Source organism: Enhygromyxa salina (genome assembly GCF_002994615.1).
Taxonomy (GTDB): Bacteria; Myxococcota_A; Polyangia; order Nannocystales; family Nannocystaceae; genus Plesiocystis; species Plesiocystis salina_A.
This window is the reverse complement of record NZ_PVNK01000165.1, coordinates 79,550-95,897: the sequence shown is the minus strand read 5'-3', so window position 1 is coordinate 95,897 and position 16,348 is coordinate 79,550. Positions and strand designations below refer to the sequence as shown.

The following is a 16,348-nucleotide window of genomic DNA, read 5'->3' as shown; positions in this document are numbered from 1 at the left end:
TCAGTTGATCGCCACGGCCCCGCCGCGGATGCGGTTGACGCCCTTGGCCCGGGTCTCGACGTAGGTCCCGCGCACGAGCACGCGTCCGTCGGCCTGCAGCGTGATGCTGGCCTCACCGCAGCTCAGGACCAGCTGCTTGTCGGCCTCGACGTAAACCCGCTCGCCGTCAGCGACCACCCGATGGCCCGGGCGCAGTTTCGCTTCAACCGCGCGATGCGGCTCGCGCAGGCGTCCGAGCACGATCGGACGCTCGCGGCGCCCGTCGAGGAAGCCGACGACAACAGTGACGCCGACATCGTCGGCCGTCAGCGCGAGCGTGGTCGAGACCTCGACCGTGGCCGGGCCGGGCATGCCTGGATAGCTCAGCTCGACTCGGGCACCGTCGCTCGCGACGATCGTAGCGAGCATCAAGCCGTCAGCGATCGCGCATCGCTCGCGGTCGTCGAGCTTGGGCAGGGGGCTTCGATGGTGGAGTCCGTCGGGCATGGTCGCTGTGCTTCCTGGTCCTCAGTTGTTGTGGATCTTGCCGCCCACGAGCTTGATCTCGTCACTACCCTTGATTGACACCTTCTTGCCCTTGATCATCACGGCTCCGTTCTTTTTGAGGGTCAGGCTCGAGTCCCCGCACTTGACGGTGAATTCATCGCCAGCCTCGACCACGAAGCGGGTCTTGGCCGCTGCGCCGATGGTGTCCTCGGAGCTCACCGCGACGTGCTTTTTGGCCTCGGCGAGCAGCTGCTCCCCGGCGCTCATGCTGATGTCGCTCTTCGCCGCGCTGCTGATGTTGGCGGCGCTGAGGCTCTGGTCGCCGGTCACGACCTCGGTGCTCATGCCGCCGACCTTCACCGCCTTGAGCCCGTCGACGTTCTCCATCATCAGGCCGCCGACGGCGGTGTTGAGGACGCCTTCAACGGTCACCGCCATCAGACCGCCGACCTTGACGGTGTTGTTCGCGCCAACGATCTGGGTCGCGCTCGCGCCGATCGTCTGGGTCATGTTCGCGCCGATGGTCTCGGTGTTGTTGGCGACCACGGTGATGGTCTGGTTGGCGCCGATCGTGAGGTCCTGATCGGTGCCCACGGCCAGGGTCATGGCCGCGCCGATGGTCTCGTCGTGGTTGTTGGCGACCACGATCGACTTGTCGTTGCCGACGCGCTCGCGCTGGTCGTTGCCGACGGACTTGCTGCGGTCGTTGCCGACGCTGATCGTCTCGTCGTGGACCGTGCTGATCGAGGTGTCGTTGTTGATCTCGACGCGCCAGTCCTTCTGGCCGTGCACGTAGATCTCCTCGGCCCCGGCCGCGTCCTCGAAACGCAGCTCGTTGCTGCCGCCGCCGCCCGGCGACGAGTCCGTCCGCCAGCCGCTCTGGGTCGCGTTGTCGGGCAGCGCGAAGGGCGGCTCGTGGTCCCCGTTGTAGACGCAGCCGGTGACGAGCGGCCGATCGGGGTTGCCGTCGAGGAACTCGACGACGACCTCCATTCCGACGCGAGGGATGAACTGGGTGCCCCAGCTTGGGCCGGCCCAGCTCTGGGCGACGCGGACCCAGCACGAGGCGTCGGCCGCGTAGCTCGGCTGCTCCTCCCAGTGAAACTGAACCTGAATCCGACCGTGCTTGTCGACGTGGATCTCGCCGTCGCCTACGACGGTCGCGGTCTGCGGCCCGCGGGTCCGCGGCTTGGGCGTGCGCGGCAGCGGCCGGATCGCGCGGGTCAGGGGCACGCACTCGATTTCGTTGGCGTAGATGACCTGATCGTCGGCCAGCGAGCCCGCTGACGCCGGCCCGCCGTGGTGACGGACCCCGATCACGACGTAGTCTTGAGGCGCACCGTCGGCGTCGTGGGCGTCAGTCGAGAATTGCAGCCCGGGTCGCAGGGCGACGGCGTTGGACTCGGCCCGAGCCACGCTCCCGGCTCTGGCCAGCGCCTCGACGAGGTCGCCCGCGCGCCGCTCGACCTCGTCGCGCTCGAAGCGTTGGTGACCGTGAACGTAGACCCGGCGCACGAGCCCGCGCTCGTCCCCCTCCGCGCCCTTCTCGCTCGTCAGCAGCTCCGCCGGGTGGCGCCAGTCGTAGTCCCGCCGCAGCGCCGTCGTGCTGGTCACGCGCTGGTCCCACTCGAGGCTTTGGAGCGACTCGAGCTCGGCGAGGTCCGGTGACTTGGAGATGAGCGGGAAGCTCGGGCCGCCGTCGACGTTCTCGGCCGCGAGGTACTGGTCGTTGGTCTCGCACAGGACCAAGACCTCGTGACCGGCGTCGCGGTCGTGATCGAAGTAATAGTTGATGCCCTCTTCTTCAAGCAGGCGACAGACGAAGTCACGGTCCGACTCGCGATACTGGACGCAGTAGCTGCGCGGCGCGATGCCGCGCGTTGAGACCTCGCAACGATGGCTCCGCCCGTAGTCGGCGAACGCAGCGTCAAGCACCTCGGCGACGATGTCGAGGACCGAGACATCCTGCCAGATCCGAGTGTGCTGGCGCTGCCCGGCCAGGTCGAAGGCCGACACCGCGTGGACTCGAACGATCCCGCGGTGCTCGGCGTGACCGAGCAGGTCGACGCCGAGCACGACCCCGAACGCAGCGTGGCTCGGCATCTGCGAGCGGTGCAATTCCAGCTCGAGGCCCGCGCCCAGCAGCTCGGATAGCTCGGGCAGGGTCTCGCTCGCTAGCTCGACGGTCAGCTCCGAGCTCCCATTGAGCTGCTCGCTCAGCTCGAACGAGAGCAGCTGCCACTCGCTCGTGGGGCCGTCGTTAAACTCGACGCGGTACTCGACGGGTGGAAGTCTGTCAGTCATTGGGCAACCGTGCACGAGTTATACGACCGACGCCGCGCGGGCAGTGACCGCGGGCGTCACGATCGCGCGAGCGTCGGTCCCCCCACGGCCGCCGCCCACAGCTCAGTGGAGGTGGGGCCCGTCGCGGCGCGCTCGGGCGCGCGCGAGGTCGGTCGCGAGGCATCGGCGCGGCTGGGGGGCCAGGACCTGATAGTCGGCGAGCCAGCGCGCCGCCTCGCCCAGGCTCGCGTCGGAGATCCCGAGCCGCAGCCGGACGCCGAGGCTGCGCACGACCGCGAGCGGGTCGGCGCTGAGCTTCGCGTAGGGAATGTCGATGAAGCGCCCCGGCGCGAGCCCGGCTCGCGCCCGCTCGCTGGCCGCGAGCCCCTCGTCGAGGATCTTGGCGCAGTAGCGACGGAGCTCGGCCGGCGAGCGCGGGCGCTTGGCGTCGATCCCCTGCAGCGTCCAGCACGAGCGCGTGAGCGCCGAGAGGGCCGGCTCACGCTCGACCTGGATCTGGATCACCCACGCGTCGGGATAGACCGCGAGCAGGTGGTCGAGATGCCACAGATGCCAGCGATCTTCGAGCACGAGGCGCGGGCCGGCGTGATCGTCGTGACGATGGCGGTGGGCGAGGATCTGAAGGAAGCGGCGATGGTCGCGGTACGCAGGCTCGAGGTCGGCGTCGAGCATGAACTCGACGTAGCTGGGCATGTACCAGCGCAGCGCGTGCATCAGCGAGCTGAAGTTGTTGCGAAACAGCCAGCTGCACGCGTCGGGTGAGGTCGCGGCCATCGGGTGGAGGCTGCGCAGCTCCGGCGCCGCCTCGTAGAGCTGATCGAGCAGGGAGTCCGTGGTCTGGATCTGGCGATCGATCCAGCGCTCGTCGATCCGCACGGGCGGGACCGGGCGCTGGAGCTCCCACAAGCGCGGGGCCCAGAGCCCGGGCGTGCGCGCGAGCAGGTTGTGCAGCAAGCGCGTCCCCGCCCGCGGGAGGCCCGTCACGAAGATCGGCGAGTCGATCTCGACCTGCGCGAGCTCGGGGGTGTGGCGCTCGAACTCGGCCAGCGCGACCCGCTGGCCGAGCGCCGCCATCAGGCGCGCGCAGGCTCGCCAGGCCCCGACCTGGCTCAGCCGCGCCTCGTCCCGGAGCCCGCCGATCAGCGCACGAAAGGCCGGCAAGAAGGTGGCCTCGAGCGGCTCTTGCACGTCGAGACGCGCCGCGGCGGCGCCCAGCAGGCGCTGCTCGTCGAACCCAAGCATGGTCCACTGCGTGTAGCACGATCGCGAACCATTTGTGACACCGCGGCGGCGCTCAATTGTCCACAGTCCAAGCCGCCGGTCGGGGGCTTTTGGCACTCGGGCCCGCCGACGAGCCAGGGATCGAACAACCCGCTCGTTTGGCTCCACACCGAAGTCAGGGTTCGATTCGATTCACCTCACCGTGGGGATGACTCACAGCATCGCGCGGGCGATCACGAGTTTTTGGATCTCGGATGTGCCCTCGTAGATGCGCAGCGCCCGGACCTCACGGTAGAGGCGTTCGGGCACCTCGCCGACGACGACGCCCCGGCCCCCGAAGTTCTGGATACAGCGGTCGACCGCACGCTGGGCGAGCTCGGTCGCGAGCAGCTTGGCCATCGCCGGCTGATCGGGCGTGGCGTCGCCGCGGTCGCGAGCTGCAGCCGCGCGGTAGACCATGAGCTGTGCCGCGACATGATCGGCCCCGAGCTCGGCCATCGCAAAGCGCAGACCTTGCTGCTTGGCCAGCGGACGCCCGAACTGTACGCGCGCGCCGAGGTGGTCAATCGACTCTTCGAGCGCGCGATCTGTGATACCGAGCGCGGCCGCGCCGACGGTCGCGCGGAACTGATCGAGGTTGCCCAGGGCGATGCGCAGGCCCTCACCGGGCTCGCCGAGGCGGTGCTCCGGGCCCACGCGGACGCCGTCGAAGTGAACCGTGCCGATCGGGTGAGGCGCGGTGACCTTGATCGGATCGATCGAGAGCCCCGGGGCGTCGCCGGCCAGCCAAAACGCGCCGAAGCGCGGCTTGCCGTCGGCGCTCGGTGAGGCCTCGCGGGCGAAGACCACGTAGCTGTGCGCGATGCCAGCGTTGGAGATGAAGGTCTTGTGCCCGTGGAGGCGCACGCCGCCGTCGTCCTCGGGCTCGGCGACGGTCTGCATGCCCGAGACGTCCGAGCCCGCGCCGGGCTCAGTCAGGGCGAACGCGCAGATCTTGGTTCCGGCCGCGACCTCGGGCAGCAGCGCGCGCTGGAGCGCGGGCTGCCCCGCGAGCACGACCGGGTAGGAGCCCAGGCCCTGCATCACGAAGGCGGTGTCGAGGGCCCCGCTCTCGCGCGCGAGCCACTGACGGGCGAGGCAGATCGCGGTCGCCGAGACCTGCTCGTGCTGCCCACCGAACGCGGCCGGGACCATGAGCTCGAGCAGGCCCTCGGCGGCGAGCCGACGGACGTACTCGCGGGTCGCGGCCCGCTCGTCGGACTCGTCGACGGGGTTGCCCCGGAGCTGGGCGCAAAACAGCTCGAGGCGATCCTCGAGCTCGACCCAGCGCTGCGCGGGCCCGTAGATGGTGGCGAGATCGCGGTCGAGGACGCGCCTGCTGGTGAACGCTGCGGGGTTGGAGCTGGTCACGGCTCGCTCACTTCCAGTTCGGGTCACGCTTGGCCAGCCAGGCGTCGTTGGCCTCTTTGAAGTCGGGGTGCTGCATGCAGATCGCCTGAGCCTGGGCCTCGGCCTCGATCGCGTCGCCGAAGCCCATGTCCTGCTCTTGCTGGAGCATGGTCTTGGTCATGCGCGTGGCGAAGTGGGGCTTGCGGGCGATCGCGAGGGCGAGCTCGAACGCGGCCTCGTCGACCTTGGCCGGATCCTCGTCGTCGATCACGCGGTTGGCGAGGCCGATCTCGGCGCAGCGCTCGGCGTAGACCCGATCCCCGAGGAGCAGGAGCTCGCTCGCGTGCCCGAGCCCGACGACCCGCGGCAGCAGCCAGCTCGCGCCCATGTCGGCGCCCGACAGCCCGACCTGCGGGAACAAGAAGGCGAAGAAGCTCTTGCGGCCCATGACCCGCAGATCACAGGCCAGCGAGATCACGGCCCCGGCTCCGGCCGCGACCTTCTTGACCGAGGCCACGACCGGCGTCTTGCACCGTCGGATCGCGTGGATCAGCTCGCCGGTCATCCGCGTGAAGCGCAGCAGCGCCTCCATGTCGCGGTCGAACAGGCGCGTGATGATGTCCTCGACGTCGCCGCCCGAGCAAAAGGCCTTGCCCTCGCCGCGGATGACCAGCGCCCGCGCGCCGTCCGGGTCGAGGCTGCGGCGATCGATGACGCTGAACAGATCCGTGAGCTCGCGGTAGACCGCGAAGGTCAGCGCGTTGTAGCGATCGGGGCGGTCGAGGGTGATCACGCCGACGCGGTCGCGCTCTTCGTAGCGGAAGCTCTCGGGCTGCGGGATCGGCAGCGGGCGAAAGTCGGGGTCGATGCGGGGCGCCTGTTCGGTCACGCTGAGGCTCCTCGACAGCTGAGCACGGCCAGGCCCTGGATCTCGACCTTGGCCCGGTCTTCGAGGAGCTCGTTGACCCCGACGAGGGCCATGGCCGGGAAGTGCTTGCCGAGCAGCTCGCGGTAGGACTGGCCGACGTCCTTGATCGCCGCGATGTACTCGCGCTTGTCGGTCACGTAGACCGTCAGGCTGATGATGTCGGTCGGGCCGCCGCCCGCGGCCTCGACCACGGCGACGACGTTGGCGAGGGCCTGGCGGAATTGATCCACGAAGGCGTCGGACACGAGCTGTTGTTGGCCGTCCCAGGCGATCTGGCCGGCGATCGCCAGCAGCTCGCCGGTGGCGGCCATCCCGTTGGCGTAGCCCTTGGGGCGCGCCCAACCCTGCGGCAGTACGGTGCGAGGCATCAGCCGCAGTGTGTCACCTGGGCAGGGTCAACGCGAGGGTGAACGACTCAGCGAAGGCCCTCGGAGCCCTCGCCGCGCCGGTCGATCACGTCGAGCAGGGCGTCGATGACTCGGTAGACACCGCGGCCGTCGACCGTCGCCCGGCCCCTCGCGCCGAGCTCGGCGAGGCCCGCTGGATCGGCGAGCAGGGCCCGGATCCTCCGCGCGGCGCGAGCGAGGTCGAGCTCCTGGTGCCAGCCCAGGCTGACCCCGGCGGCGCGGCGCTCGATCCCGGCGATCACCGGACGCTGGTTGTCGGCCACGGCCACACACACGACCGGGACGCCGCTCGCCATCGCCTCCCAGACCGTGGTCCCGGCCGCGCTCACGCACAGCGTCGCGCTCGCGAGCAGCGCGGCCATCTCACGCACGTCGACGCGGAGCTCGAGGCGCTCGTTCGCCGCCGCCAACGCTTCGAGCTGCGCGCGCGCGTCAGCGTCGACGCCACGGCCGACGATCAAGACGATCTGCGAGCTGGGCTCGAGCTGCGCGAGCAGGGCCTCGACGAAGGGCGCGCTCAGCCCGGCTGGGTCCGTGCCGCCAAAGGTCACGACGACCCGAGCAGAGGGCCCGCCAGCGTCCGCGCCCGCGCGGCGAAATTCTCGGCGCAGGAGCACGTAGGGGTGGCCGATCAGCAGCCGGGTCCAGGCCGCGGTCGCGTAGCGCTCGGGCGGGAAGTCGAGGATCTGGTTGACGACCAGATCGGCGAGCTGCTCGTGGGCGGCGAGATCGTCGATCGCCAGCAGCGCCCGCCGAGCCTGCCAGCGCTCCTGGTCCGCGCGCCCGAACGCGTAGCCGTCGACGCACAGCGCGTCGGCCTGGTCGATCCGGGCGTCGAAGTCCGCGTCGCCACCGTCGACGAGCTCGACCCCGGACGCGAGCAGGCGCTCGCGGACCGCCCCGACCACGCCGCGGCCGACGAGGGTCGCGTGGCCCCCGAGCTCGACCCACGCGTCGAGCAGCGCGCCGACCCGCGTGACGTGACCGAAGCCCGTCGCCCCGCCCGCGTCGGCCCGCGCGAGCAGGCGTCGAGCGCGGACCCGCGCGGCCCGGGCCTCCATGTCGGAGTCGATCGATTTTTGGCGCACCTCGGCGTTGCGCTGGGCGACCTTGGGGTGCGCGGCCAACCAAGCGGCGATCGCCGCGGTGCTCGCGTCGGGCCCGAGCGCGCGGACGATCGCGTCGACGACCTCGAGGTCCGCGGGCGTGTCGACGGTCAGGCGCAGGTGGCCGAGGTCCGCGCCTGGCGGATCGCTGACGGCCACGCGGAAGCGGCCGGGCTCACGATAAAAATAGGGCGTCACGTGCTCGCGGTCGCCGGCCATGCTGGCCTCGCGCTGGGCTCGCTCGAGGCCCGCGACGGTGAACACCTCGACGTCGAGACCCCGGGGGATCCGGCGGCGCTCGCCCGCTTGGTTGGTGAGGTAGTCGACGGCCTCGGCGCTCGGCGCTCGGCTGAGGAATTCGTCGACGAGGCGATCGAGCTCGTCGGGATCGAGCAGCGGACAGTCGCCGGTCACGCGAACCACGAGGTCCTCGGGCGCCGCGGCGAGCTGCGCGAGCGCGCCGTGAAAGCGCGCGAGCACGTCGTCGACGGGGCCGCGGTGCACGGTCAGGCCCAGCGCCTCGCAGGCCTCGGCGAGCTCGTCGTCGCTGGGCTCGACGGTCGTCGCTACCACGAGCTGCGTCGGCGCGCTGGCCCGGCGCAGGCGTCGGGTCAGGTGCGCGAGCAAGCTGAGCTCGCCGGCCTCGCGCAGGACCTTGCCCGGCAGCCGCGACGAGCCCATCCGCGCCTGGACGATCACGATCACAGCGCGAGCTTGGTCAGTCGCAGGCATCACCAAAAGAGAACCTCCTAGCCCGCGCCGAGCCCAGCTGCGAGCGCCTCGACCACGCGGTCGACGTCCGCGTCGGCCATCGCCGGGAACATCGGCAGGCTCAAGATCCCCGCGTAGTAGGCCGCCGCGCCCGGGTAGCGGCTGATGTCTGCGCCACGCTCGATGTAGTAAGGCTGCGCCGGGACCGGGATGTAGTGAACCTGGGTCAGGATCCCCCGCTCGCGCAGCCCCGCCATGACCGCCGCCCGGGTCGTGCCTGCCCCGGCGAAGTCGCAGTGCACGGCGTAGAGGTGATACGCGCTGACCGAGTCCGGCGTCCCGACGGCGACGGGCTCGACGCCCTCGACCGCGGCGAACAGACGATCGTAGCGAGCCGCGAGCTCGCGCCGCCGGGCGAGGAAGCGGTCGAGCTTGGCGAGCTGGCTGATGCCCAGCGCGCACTGTAGATCCGTGATCCGGTAGTTGTAGCCCAGGCTCTGCTGCTCGTAGTACCAGGGCCCCGGCGCCGGCTGGCGCAGCTTCGCGGGCTCGCGGACCATGCCGTGGTTGCGAAACACCTCGAGCGCCTCGGCGAGCTCGGGCTTGGCCGTGGTGATCGCCCCACCCTCGGCGGTCGTCACGTGCTTGACCGGGTGGAACGAGAAGATCGTCATGTCCGAGCGGGCGCAGTCACCGATCCGCGTGTCTTGGTAGCGCGCGCCCAGAGCGTGGGCGGCGTCCTCGATCACCGTCAGATCGTGCGCGTCGGCGAGCGCTCGGACCCCGTCGAGATCGACCGGACGACCGTTGAGATGGACCGGGATGATCGCCCGGGTCCGGGGGCCGACGTGGCGGGCCGCGTCTGCGACGTCGATCAGCCCCGAGCGGGGATCGACGTCGACGAACACCGGCTCGGCGCCAACGTAGCGGGCACAGTTGGCGCTGGCCAGAAAGGTCAACGCCGGGACCAGGACCTCGTCGCCGGGCCCGAGGCCCGCGGCCGCACACGCGGCGTGGAGCGCCGCGGTCCCGTTGCAGACCGCGACCGCACGCCGAGCGCCGACGAATTCGGCCAGCGCGGCCTCGAAGCGCGCGACCGTCGGCCCGGTCGTGAGGTAGGCCCCGCGCAGGGCCTCCACGACCGCTGCAACGTCGTCTTCGTCGATCCACTGGCGCCCGTAGGGCAGGATGTCATCGGCCATGGTTCGCTCGGCGAAGGACCCTCCCAGCCGGCGCGCGGCGTGTCAACCGGTCTTACTTGACGGCCCAGAGCACCCGGTGTAGGCCCAAAACTGTCGCGGACACCACGATGAAAATTCGAAACAACGCAGCCATCCTGGCGCTTGGGACTGGGTCGCCGAGTGCCCCGCTCGCGCGGGTCTTCGCCAGCGCCGCCGAGTAGGCAGCAGACCGCGTCGCCTCGATGCCACGGCCCCGAGCGCAGATCAGCGCGGTGATCCCGGTCCGCGATCGCAGCGGCCCCCGACTCGAGAACTGCCTCCGCTCGCTGCGGTGGCAGGACGTCGAGCCCGGCACCATCGAGATCGTGATCACCGACTTCGGCAGCGCCCCGGCCCAGGCCGCGGTCCTCCACGAGTATGCCGACCACCACGGCGCGCAGGTGGTTCGCGTCGAGACAACGCAGACCTGGAACCGGGCGCGGGCCCTCAACCACGGCATCCAGCGCGCGACTGGCCGCTACGTGTTTTGCACCGACGCAGACATGATCTTCGCGCCCAACTTCGTGCCGACCTTGCTCGAAGTTCAGGCCCGCGAGCGCGATCAGGCCTTCGTCGTGTGTCACTGCCGTGACCTGCCCGAGCGCCTCGCCGAGCAGCAGTGGGCGCTCGAAGACTTCCCCGAGCTCCTGGCCAGCGCGCCCTTTCGCAAGGCCACGGGCACGGGCGCGTGCCAGGTCGCGCGGCGCGAGTTCTTCGAGCGCGTGCGCGGCTACGACGAGGGCTTCTCGTTTTGGGGCCAGGAAGACAACGACCTGCGCTTTCGTGCCGGGCGTGTCGGCCTCCGCGAGGTCTGGATCCAAGATCAGACCGCGATGCTCCACCAATGGCACCCGAGCGAGCGCGGCAAGAAGCCCCTTCGCAAGTCACTCAACGACATCCGCTATCACCTGACCAAGCGCGTGACGGTCAAGAACTGGCGCGGCTGGGGCGAGCGCCGCCAACCCTTGGGCCTGGGCTAGCAGCCCGTACTGCAAGTTTTGGCGACAAAGCCCTCGGCGCGAAGCCAAAACGCCGCTGTACCGGGCGTACTGCAAGTTTTGGCGACAAAGCCCTCGGCGAACATTCCGGCGCGAGGCCAAAACGCCGCTGTACCGGGCGTACTGCAAGTTTTGGCGACAAAGCCCTCGGCGAACATTCCGGCGCGAGGCGGCGCGAGGCATTGCACCCCGGGCTGCTAGTCTCCTGGGCGATGCCGACCCCCACGGAGCTCCCGCTGCTCCAGACCATGCTCGCCGACGCCGCCGCGGCGCCGGAGCTCTACCGTCCAACCCGGTTCTGGCAGCCGTGCAGCGATCTGATCGTGGCCGAGCTCGAGACCCGCGGGCCGGCCAGCTTTCGCCGCCACCCCAGCGCCCTGCGCTTCTTCGTCCCGGTGTTCCGCCGGGCCTCGCCGATCCAGCGCCAGCTCGCGTCGGCCCTCGGCTTCGTCGGAGAGCATCCGTGGCAGCGACGCGCCCGGGTCATCGCCGAGCGTGAATTTGCGATCGTCGCCGCGGCCGACAAACCCGGGCGCCCGCAACTCGCCGCCTTCAGCGAGAGCGAGGTCGGCCGGCCCGACGAGCAGTTCGTGTTCGAGGGCCGGCGCTTCTCGTGCTCGGCGCTGCGCTACCTCAGGATGCTCGCGCTGCTCAAGAAGACCGTCGACACCCACGCGGTCCGCAACGTACTGGAGATCGGCGGCGGGTTCGGGACCCTCGGCGAGATCCTGCTCTCGGGCGATCCAGACGCGTTCTACGTCAACGTCGACATCCCCCCGCTCTCCTTCGTGTCGAGCTACTACCTCCGCCAGGTGTTCGGGGCCGACGCGATCGCGACCTACGACCACACCCGCGAGCTCGAGGTCATCGATCTCGACCAGCTCCGCGGCCAGGGCTTTCGCGGGGCGGTCCTGTGCGCGTGGCAGCTGCCCAAGCTCCGCGGCAGCTTCGAGCTGTTCGTCAACTCGGTCTCGTTTCAGGAGATGGAGCCGCGCGTGGTCGAGAACTACAGCGCGCTCGTCCAGGCGCTCGTCAGCGACTACGTGGTCCTGCGCAACTCGGTCAAGGGCAAGACCGTGGCCAGCGCGGCCGACGAGATCGGCGTGGTCGAGCCGGTCGTCCGCGACGACTACCTGCGCTTCTTCGAGCTGTTCGAGCGGGTGGCCGCGGACGGCACGATCTTCGGCGACACGAGCACCAAGGGCTTCGTCTCCGAGGTCACCGTCTGGAAAAAACGCTAGAAAAACAAACACCCCGTCGCGCTGCGACGGGGTGTTGCTCGTTGGAATTCGTCAGCGTGGGCTCACCAGCCGCCGCCACGGCCACCGCCGCGACCGCCACGGCCACCGCCGCCACGACCACCACGACCACCGCCGCCGCCACGATCGTTGTAGCCGCCGCCACCGCCACCACCGTAGCCGCCACCGCCACCGCCACGACCACCGCCGTAGCCACCACCACCGCCGCCGCCGCCGCCACGGCGCTCTCGCTCCTTGGCCTCGTTGACGTTGAGGGTGCGCCCGTCGAGGGTGGCACCGTTCATCTCTTCCATTGCTTTGGCAGCGTCTTCTTCGCTGGCGAAGGTGACGAAGCCGAATCCTCGGCTGCGACCGGTGTCCCGATCGTTGATGACCTTGGCGTCCTCGACCGGACCGAACTGCTCGAACGCAGCTCGGAGTGCGTGGTCATCGGTGTTCCAGCTGAGGCTGCCCACAAAAAGCTTCTTCGACATTTTTTCTCTCGCGTGGCCAGTCGGGTACGGATCACTTCCCGTATCCGAACGAGACTGGCGAGCGTACGGATACGATTCCGTTTCTTGACACCCCGGGTCTGTGCTGTCAACAGAGAAAGTCGCCGCGAACGCTGGCGGAGGCACGTTCTCGAGCGCGAGCGCGATACCCGTCGGCTCGGGTCAAAGGCGCGGCAAGGCCGACACAAGCGCCATCACGGCCCGTGACGGCGCGATAGCGCGAGTGGCACCCCGCCCCTGCTCGCCGGCCGTCGGGCGCGACCCTCGCTTGACTCACGCGCTGATGCACAGGCCGACGTCGTCGAGGCACTCGGGCGCCGCGCCCTGCTGGAAGAAGGCCGTGCACTCGGTTCCAGGCTCGCAGTCGGGCGCGCCGAGGTCACAAAACGACCCGCAACAGAAGTCGCCCTGGCAGTCCGGCACCGTCTCGCCCTGCAGGCACATGGTCCCGTTGGGGCAGTCGTTGAGGAAGGCGCAGGGCTGGCCGGGCTCTTCGTCGGGCTGGGTGGAGAAGATGCACACGAAGTTGCCGTCCTCGGCCGAGTTCACGCAGATGTCCGAGCCGCCGCAGCTCGAGCTGTCGACGGGATCGCAGACCGGCAGGCACCACGCGATCACGCCCTCGTTGCTGATCGAGCAGGTCGTGCCCTCGGTGTCACAGGTTGGCGTGTCCGGGCTGCAACCGCACAGCTCGACGCAGCTGCCGTTGGGGCCGTCGGAGGCCAGGCAGTAGGCCCCCACCTCGCACTCGTCGGTCGCCTCCACGATCCCCTGCGAGACGCAGGGCTCGCCCGGCTCGAGCTCACCGAGCACGGGCACGCACTTGGTCGCGTCCCAGCCCCCGCCCATGCTCGCCCACGGCACACACTTTTCGCCCTCGGGGCAGTCCTGCGTGAAGGTGTCGCACTGGCTCGACCCCGGGACGTCGGCGTCGGGCACGAACACCGGCCCGTCGGGCTCGTCGGGATCGTCGTCGTCGTCGAGCGCGTAGCTGGGCACGAAGGGGCCCGGTGCCGGGTAGGGCTGACACTCGACGGCCGCCGGCTGGGGCTCGCAGTCGGCGTCGCCGTCTCCGTCGCCGCTGTCTCCGTCGCCGTCGCCGCTGTCGCCGTCTCCGTCGCCGGCCGTGTCACCGTCTCCGTCGCCGGCCGTGTCGCCGTCTCCGTCGCCGGCCGTGTCGCCGTCTCCGTCGCCGGCCGTGTCGCCGTCTCCGTCGCCGGCCGTGTCGCCGTCTCCGTCGCCGGCCGTGTCGCCGTCTCCGTCGCCGGTCGTGTCGCCGAGGCTCGAGTTTTGCGTGGTCCCCTCGTCGAGCGTGTCCTTGCCACACGCCGACGAAGCCAACACCAACCCGAGAGCACAGCCGATCACGGCGCGACGACGTACAGTCGAATCCATGGCCTCGAGTGTATCACCGTGGGCCCTACTCCTGGCCCTGGTCGATACCCAGCGGCGCGAGGGTCTGCGAGCCGTCGGCGGCGACCGTCGCGACCCGCTCGTAGGTCGAGTAGACCCCGTCGCCGTCGAGATCACCGACGGCCTGGACCGTGATCCGGCAGCCCTGCGCGCCGTCGAGTTCGACCTCGATCGAGTAGTGAAAGCGGTGCCCGAGCGCGTCGTCGGGCGCGTAGGCGATCGCCTTCCACAGCGGGTCTTCGGTCCAGGCCGAGCGCGGGTAGTGGCCCTCGCCCGCGCTCGGGTCGGCGACCGCTCGGCAGCGCCCGCCCGCGCCCTCGTGACACAAAACTGCCAGCGGCGGCGTCGGTCCAGCCTTCCCGAGCAGGGGCTCGCAGCTGCCCGCAGCCTCGCGCGCGCGCAGGGCCGCGGCGAGGATCGTCTGGGTCTGGGCCGTCGCCTCGGTCGTCTTGGCCTCGGCCAGGTAGCCGGTGAAGGCCGGCAGCACCAGGGCGCCCACGACCCCGAGCTCGACCATGCCGACGGCCGCGTGGTGCTCGGGTGCGTCGCCGACCCGGGCCCGGTAGCTCGACGCGCGCGCCGAGTCAGGAAAGCGCGAGAGCAGGCGGCGGTAGCCAGCTTGCCCGTCGCCGCCGGCGAGCACGGCGTCGAGGACCTCGGCTGCGAGCTCGACCTCGGCCGCGTCGACGCCCCCACCCTCGGCCCCAAACGGAACCAGCGAGAGGTGGGCCAGCCACTTTGACTGCGAGCCCTCCGCCGACGCGCGGCGGCTGAGCCACAGATCGACGGTCGACCACGGGGCCAGGGCCTCGAACGCGGCCGTGATCGCCGTCGACGAGGGCCGCCTCGCCTCGGGCACCCCGGCCAGCAGCGCCTGGAGCTCGGCCTCGCTCGGCGGCGCCTGCCAGTGATCGAGGACCACGTGCATGACCAGCCCGACCTCGCCGCCAAGCAGCGCGCCCGCGAGCGTCGGCGCCAAGCCTGCGATCGCGGCGGGTGACGGCCCGCCGCCCTCGAGCCGAGCGAGGGCCGCCGGGATCGCCTGGACTTCCCCCAAGGCCGCGCTGAGGTAGTCGCCGTAGGCCCACAGCCTGACCCGCGGATCGAGGCCGAGGGTGTTCGCCCAGGCCTGCGCCCCCTCCCCGCCCACGCTCACGCCGATCGAGGGGACCAGCTTGCCGTCGAGATCGATCGACGCGCGATCGAACTCGACCCGGAGCCCCGGCAGCTGCTCGGGCTCGACCGCGTCCGGGGGCAGCATCCGCGCCAGGGTCCCGATCGCGCTCGCGGCCGCGCTCACGTCGTTGACGCCCGCCTGCGCGGTCATGCCCTTGGGCTCGTCGAGGGCGCCGAACCACAGCTCCCCCGTGAGGATCTCCGGGCTGACCGGACCGGCCGGCGCCGCGCCCGAGCCGAGCGCGGCCGGGTCGAGCCGCGCCCACATGAACGAGGTCCCGGGCACCAGCGCGCGCAGAGCCGGAGCCGGACCGACCGCGAGGAGCTGCTCGCCCGGCCCCTCGGACGCAGGCAGGGGCAGGGTCAGCTCCCACAGCCCGGGGTCGGTGCGCAGGATCGCGTCGACCGAGCCGCCGACCTCCGCCAGCGAGAGCGCGACGTTGATGCGCTCGAGCTCGACCCCGCCGAGCCGATCGCCGAGCCGGGCCGCGAGCGCCTCGCCCTGTTTGGCCGGGACGTAGCGCCCGAGCGCCTCGGCCCCGCCGAGGCTGCACGCGTACCAACCGGGGCGCTCGATCAGCGCGCCGCAGCCCTGGGCGAGCTCGCCGCTGTCGCCGATCACCGCCGCGAGCGCGCCGAGGCGCGCGAGATCCTCGGCCGCGAACAACACCAGCGGCTCGCCCTCGCCAAGGACCACGACCGCGCCCTGATCGAGGCGCACGCCCGTGCTCTCGAGCCCGGCGAGGACCAGCGCGAGCAGCTCGCGGGCGCGCTCGAGCTGGGCGAGGCGGCCGTCTCCGGACCCGCCCCCGAGCTTGGCCAGCGCCGGGATCGCCCGGGCGAGCGGCCCGGCCATGACCTGCTCGACCCGGCGCCCCTGGGCGATCAGCGGGCGCAGATCCCGGATGACCAGGTAGCCATCGGCGTCCGGCGGGATCAGATCGAGCTGCTCGACGAGGCTGCGCGCGTAGCTTTGGGCCTCGACCTCCTGGATGTCCGCGCGGGTCCCCGCCGGGACCTCCTCGCGCTCGAGCGGCGCCGAGCGGCGCTTCTTTTGATCGCCCTCGCTCTTGCACGCGCCGAGGCCCGCGAGCGCGCCGACGAGGCTGAGCGTGAGGGCGAGGGTGGACCTTCGGCGCACCCGCGCAGCTTAACCCGCCGTGATCTGGCTGCCAAAGCGGGCCTGCCCCCCCAGATCCCGACACAGATCCCGACCCAGATCCCGACCCAGATCCCGAC

13 protein-coding genes are annotated in these 16,348 nt (G+C 70.8%); 2 read left to right on the top strand and 11 right to left on the bottom strand.

Annotation, left to right across the window (positions count from 1 at the left end; all coding sequences use genetic code 11):
- From ENSA5_RS18355 to pseC, 8 genes are all read right to left on the bottom strand, one after another.
- Nucleotides 1-486, bottom strand: a complete 486-nt coding sequence (locus ENSA5_RS18355) for a DUF6484 domain-containing protein (RefSeq protein WP_106392980.1) — start codon at nt 484-486, stop codon at nt 1-3.
- A gap of 21 nt (nt 487-507) precedes the next feature.
- Nucleotides 508-2,790 carry a type VI secretion system Vgr family protein gene (locus ENSA5_RS18350; protein WP_106392979.1) on the bottom strand — a complete coding sequence of 761 codons (2,283 nt, stop codon included), beginning with the start codon at nt 2,788-2,790 and terminating at the stop codon, nt 508-510.
- A 102-nt stretch (nt 2,791-2,892) separates the two neighbouring features.
- Nucleotides 2,893-4,032: a sulfotransferase family protein gene (locus ENSA5_RS18345; RefSeq protein WP_106392978.1), complete on the bottom strand. Its 1,140-nt coding sequence runs from the start codon at nt 4,030-4,032 to the stop codon at nt 2,893-2,895.
- 192 nt (nt 4,033-4,224) lie between these two features.
- Nucleotides 4,225-5,421 (bottom strand): acyl-CoA dehydrogenase family protein, encoded by a 1,197-nt coding sequence (locus tag ENSA5_RS18340; protein WP_181197891.1) that lies wholly within the window; start codon nt 5,419-5,421, stop codon nt 4,225-4,227.
- 7 nt (nt 5,422-5,428) lie between these two features.
- Nucleotides 5,429-6,289 carry an enoyl-CoA hydratase family protein gene (locus ENSA5_RS18335; protein WP_181197890.1) on the bottom strand — a complete coding sequence of 287 codons (861 nt, stop codon included), beginning with the start codon at nt 6,287-6,289 and terminating at the stop codon, nt 5,429-5,431.
- Complete coding sequence (locus ENSA5_RS37815) at nt 6,286-6,696, bottom strand: RidA family protein (RefSeq protein ID WP_181197889.1); 411 nt, start codon at nt 6,694-6,696, stop codon at nt 6,286-6,288. Before ENSA5_RS37815 ends, ENSA5_RS18335 begins: the two co-directional genes overlap by 4 nt.
- Nucleotides 6,697-6,743: 47 nt before the next feature.
- Nucleotides 6,744-8,573, bottom strand: a complete 1,830-nt coding sequence (locus ENSA5_RS18330) for a cytidylyltransferase domain-containing protein (RefSeq protein WP_146155839.1) — start codon at nt 8,571-8,573, stop codon at nt 6,744-6,746.
- Nucleotides 8,574-8,590: 17 nt separating this feature from the next.
- The gene (gene pseC, locus ENSA5_RS18325) at nt 8,591-9,754 is read right to left on the bottom strand and encodes a UDP-4-amino-4,6-dideoxy-N-acetyl-beta-L-altrosamine transaminase (RefSeq protein WP_106392974.1); all 1,164 of its coding nucleotides are present in this window, start codon (nt 9,752-9,754) and stop codon (nt 8,591-8,593) included.
- Nucleotides 9,755-9,975: 221 nt separating this feature from the next.
- Here pseC and ENSA5_RS18320 point away from each other — a divergent pair, with 221 nt between their 5' ends.
- A complete protein-coding gene (locus tag ENSA5_RS18320; RefSeq protein WP_106392973.1) occupies nt 9,976-10,752 on the top strand; it encodes a glycosyltransferase family 2 protein in 777 nt (258 codons plus the stop codon).
- A 230-nt stretch (nt 10,753-10,982) separates the two neighbouring features.
- A complete protein-coding gene (locus tag ENSA5_RS18315; RefSeq protein ID WP_181197888.1) occupies nt 10,983-12,011 on the top strand; it encodes a putative sugar O-methyltransferase in 1,029 nt (342 codons plus the stop codon).
- A gap of 62 nt (nt 12,012-12,073) precedes the next feature.
- Here the strand turns inward: ENSA5_RS18315 and ENSA5_RS18310 are convergent, their stop codons facing one another.
- The 3 genes from ENSA5_RS18310 to ENSA5_RS18300 form a co-directional block, all read right to left on the bottom strand.
- Nucleotides 12,074-12,502: an RNA recognition motif domain-containing protein gene (locus ENSA5_RS18310; protein ID WP_106392971.1), complete on the bottom strand. Its 429-nt coding sequence runs from the start codon at nt 12,500-12,502 to the stop codon at nt 12,074-12,076.
- A gap of 291 nt (nt 12,503-12,793) precedes the next feature.
- Nucleotides 12,794-13,915 (bottom strand): hypothetical protein, encoded by a 1,122-nt coding sequence (locus ENSA5_RS37810; protein ID WP_181197887.1) that lies wholly within the window; start codon nt 13,913-13,915, stop codon nt 12,794-12,796.
- A gap of 25 nt (nt 13,916-13,940) precedes the next feature.
- Nucleotides 13,941-16,250 carry a hypothetical protein gene (locus ENSA5_RS18300; protein ID WP_106392970.1) on the bottom strand — a complete coding sequence of 770 codons (2,310 nt, stop codon included), beginning with the start codon at nt 16,248-16,250 and terminating at the stop codon, nt 13,941-13,943.
- Between the last annotated feature and the right edge of the window lie 98 nt (nt 16,251-16,348).

Bases quoted from the DNA above. Each gene is read 5' to 3' on its own strand.
- ENSA5_RS18330 (WP_146155839.1), bottom strand. From the start codon at position 8,573: ATGCCTGCGACTGACCAAGCTCGCGCTGTGATCGTGATCGTCCAGGCG.
- ENSA5_RS37815 (WP_181197889.1), bottom strand. From the start codon at position 6,696: ATGCCTCGCACCGTACTGCCGCAGGGTTGGGCGCGCCCCAAGGGCTAC.
- ENSA5_RS18310 (WP_106392971.1), bottom strand. From the start codon at position 12,502: ATGTCGAAGAAGCTTTTTGTGGGCAGCCTCAGCTGGAACACCGATGAC.
- ENSA5_RS18315 (WP_181197888.1), top strand. From the start codon at position 10,983: ATGCCGACCCCCACGGAGCTCCCGCTGCTCCAGACCATGCTCGCCGAC.
- ENSA5_RS18345 (WP_106392978.1), bottom strand. From the start codon at position 4,032: ATGCTTGGGTTCGACGAGCAGCGCCTGCTGGGCGCCGCCGCGGCGCGT.
- pseC (WP_106392974.1), bottom strand. From the start codon at position 9,754: ATGGCCGATGACATCCTGCCCTACGGGCGCCAGTGGATCGACGAAGAC.
- ENSA5_RS18320 (WP_106392973.1), top strand. From the start codon at position 9,976: ATGCCACGGCCCCGAGCGCAGATCAGCGCGGTGATCCCGGTCCGCGAT.
- ENSA5_RS18350 (WP_106392979.1), bottom strand. From the start codon at position 2,790: ATGACTGACAGACTTCCACCCGTCGAGTACCGCGTCGAGTTTAACGAC.
- ENSA5_RS37810 (WP_181197887.1), bottom strand. From the start codon at position 13,915: ATGGATTCGACTGTACGTCGTCGCGCCGTGATCGGCTGTGCTCTCGGG.
- ENSA5_RS18355 (WP_106392980.1), bottom strand. From the start codon at position 486: ATGCCCGACGGACTCCACCATCGAAGCCCCCTGCCCAAGCTCGACGAC.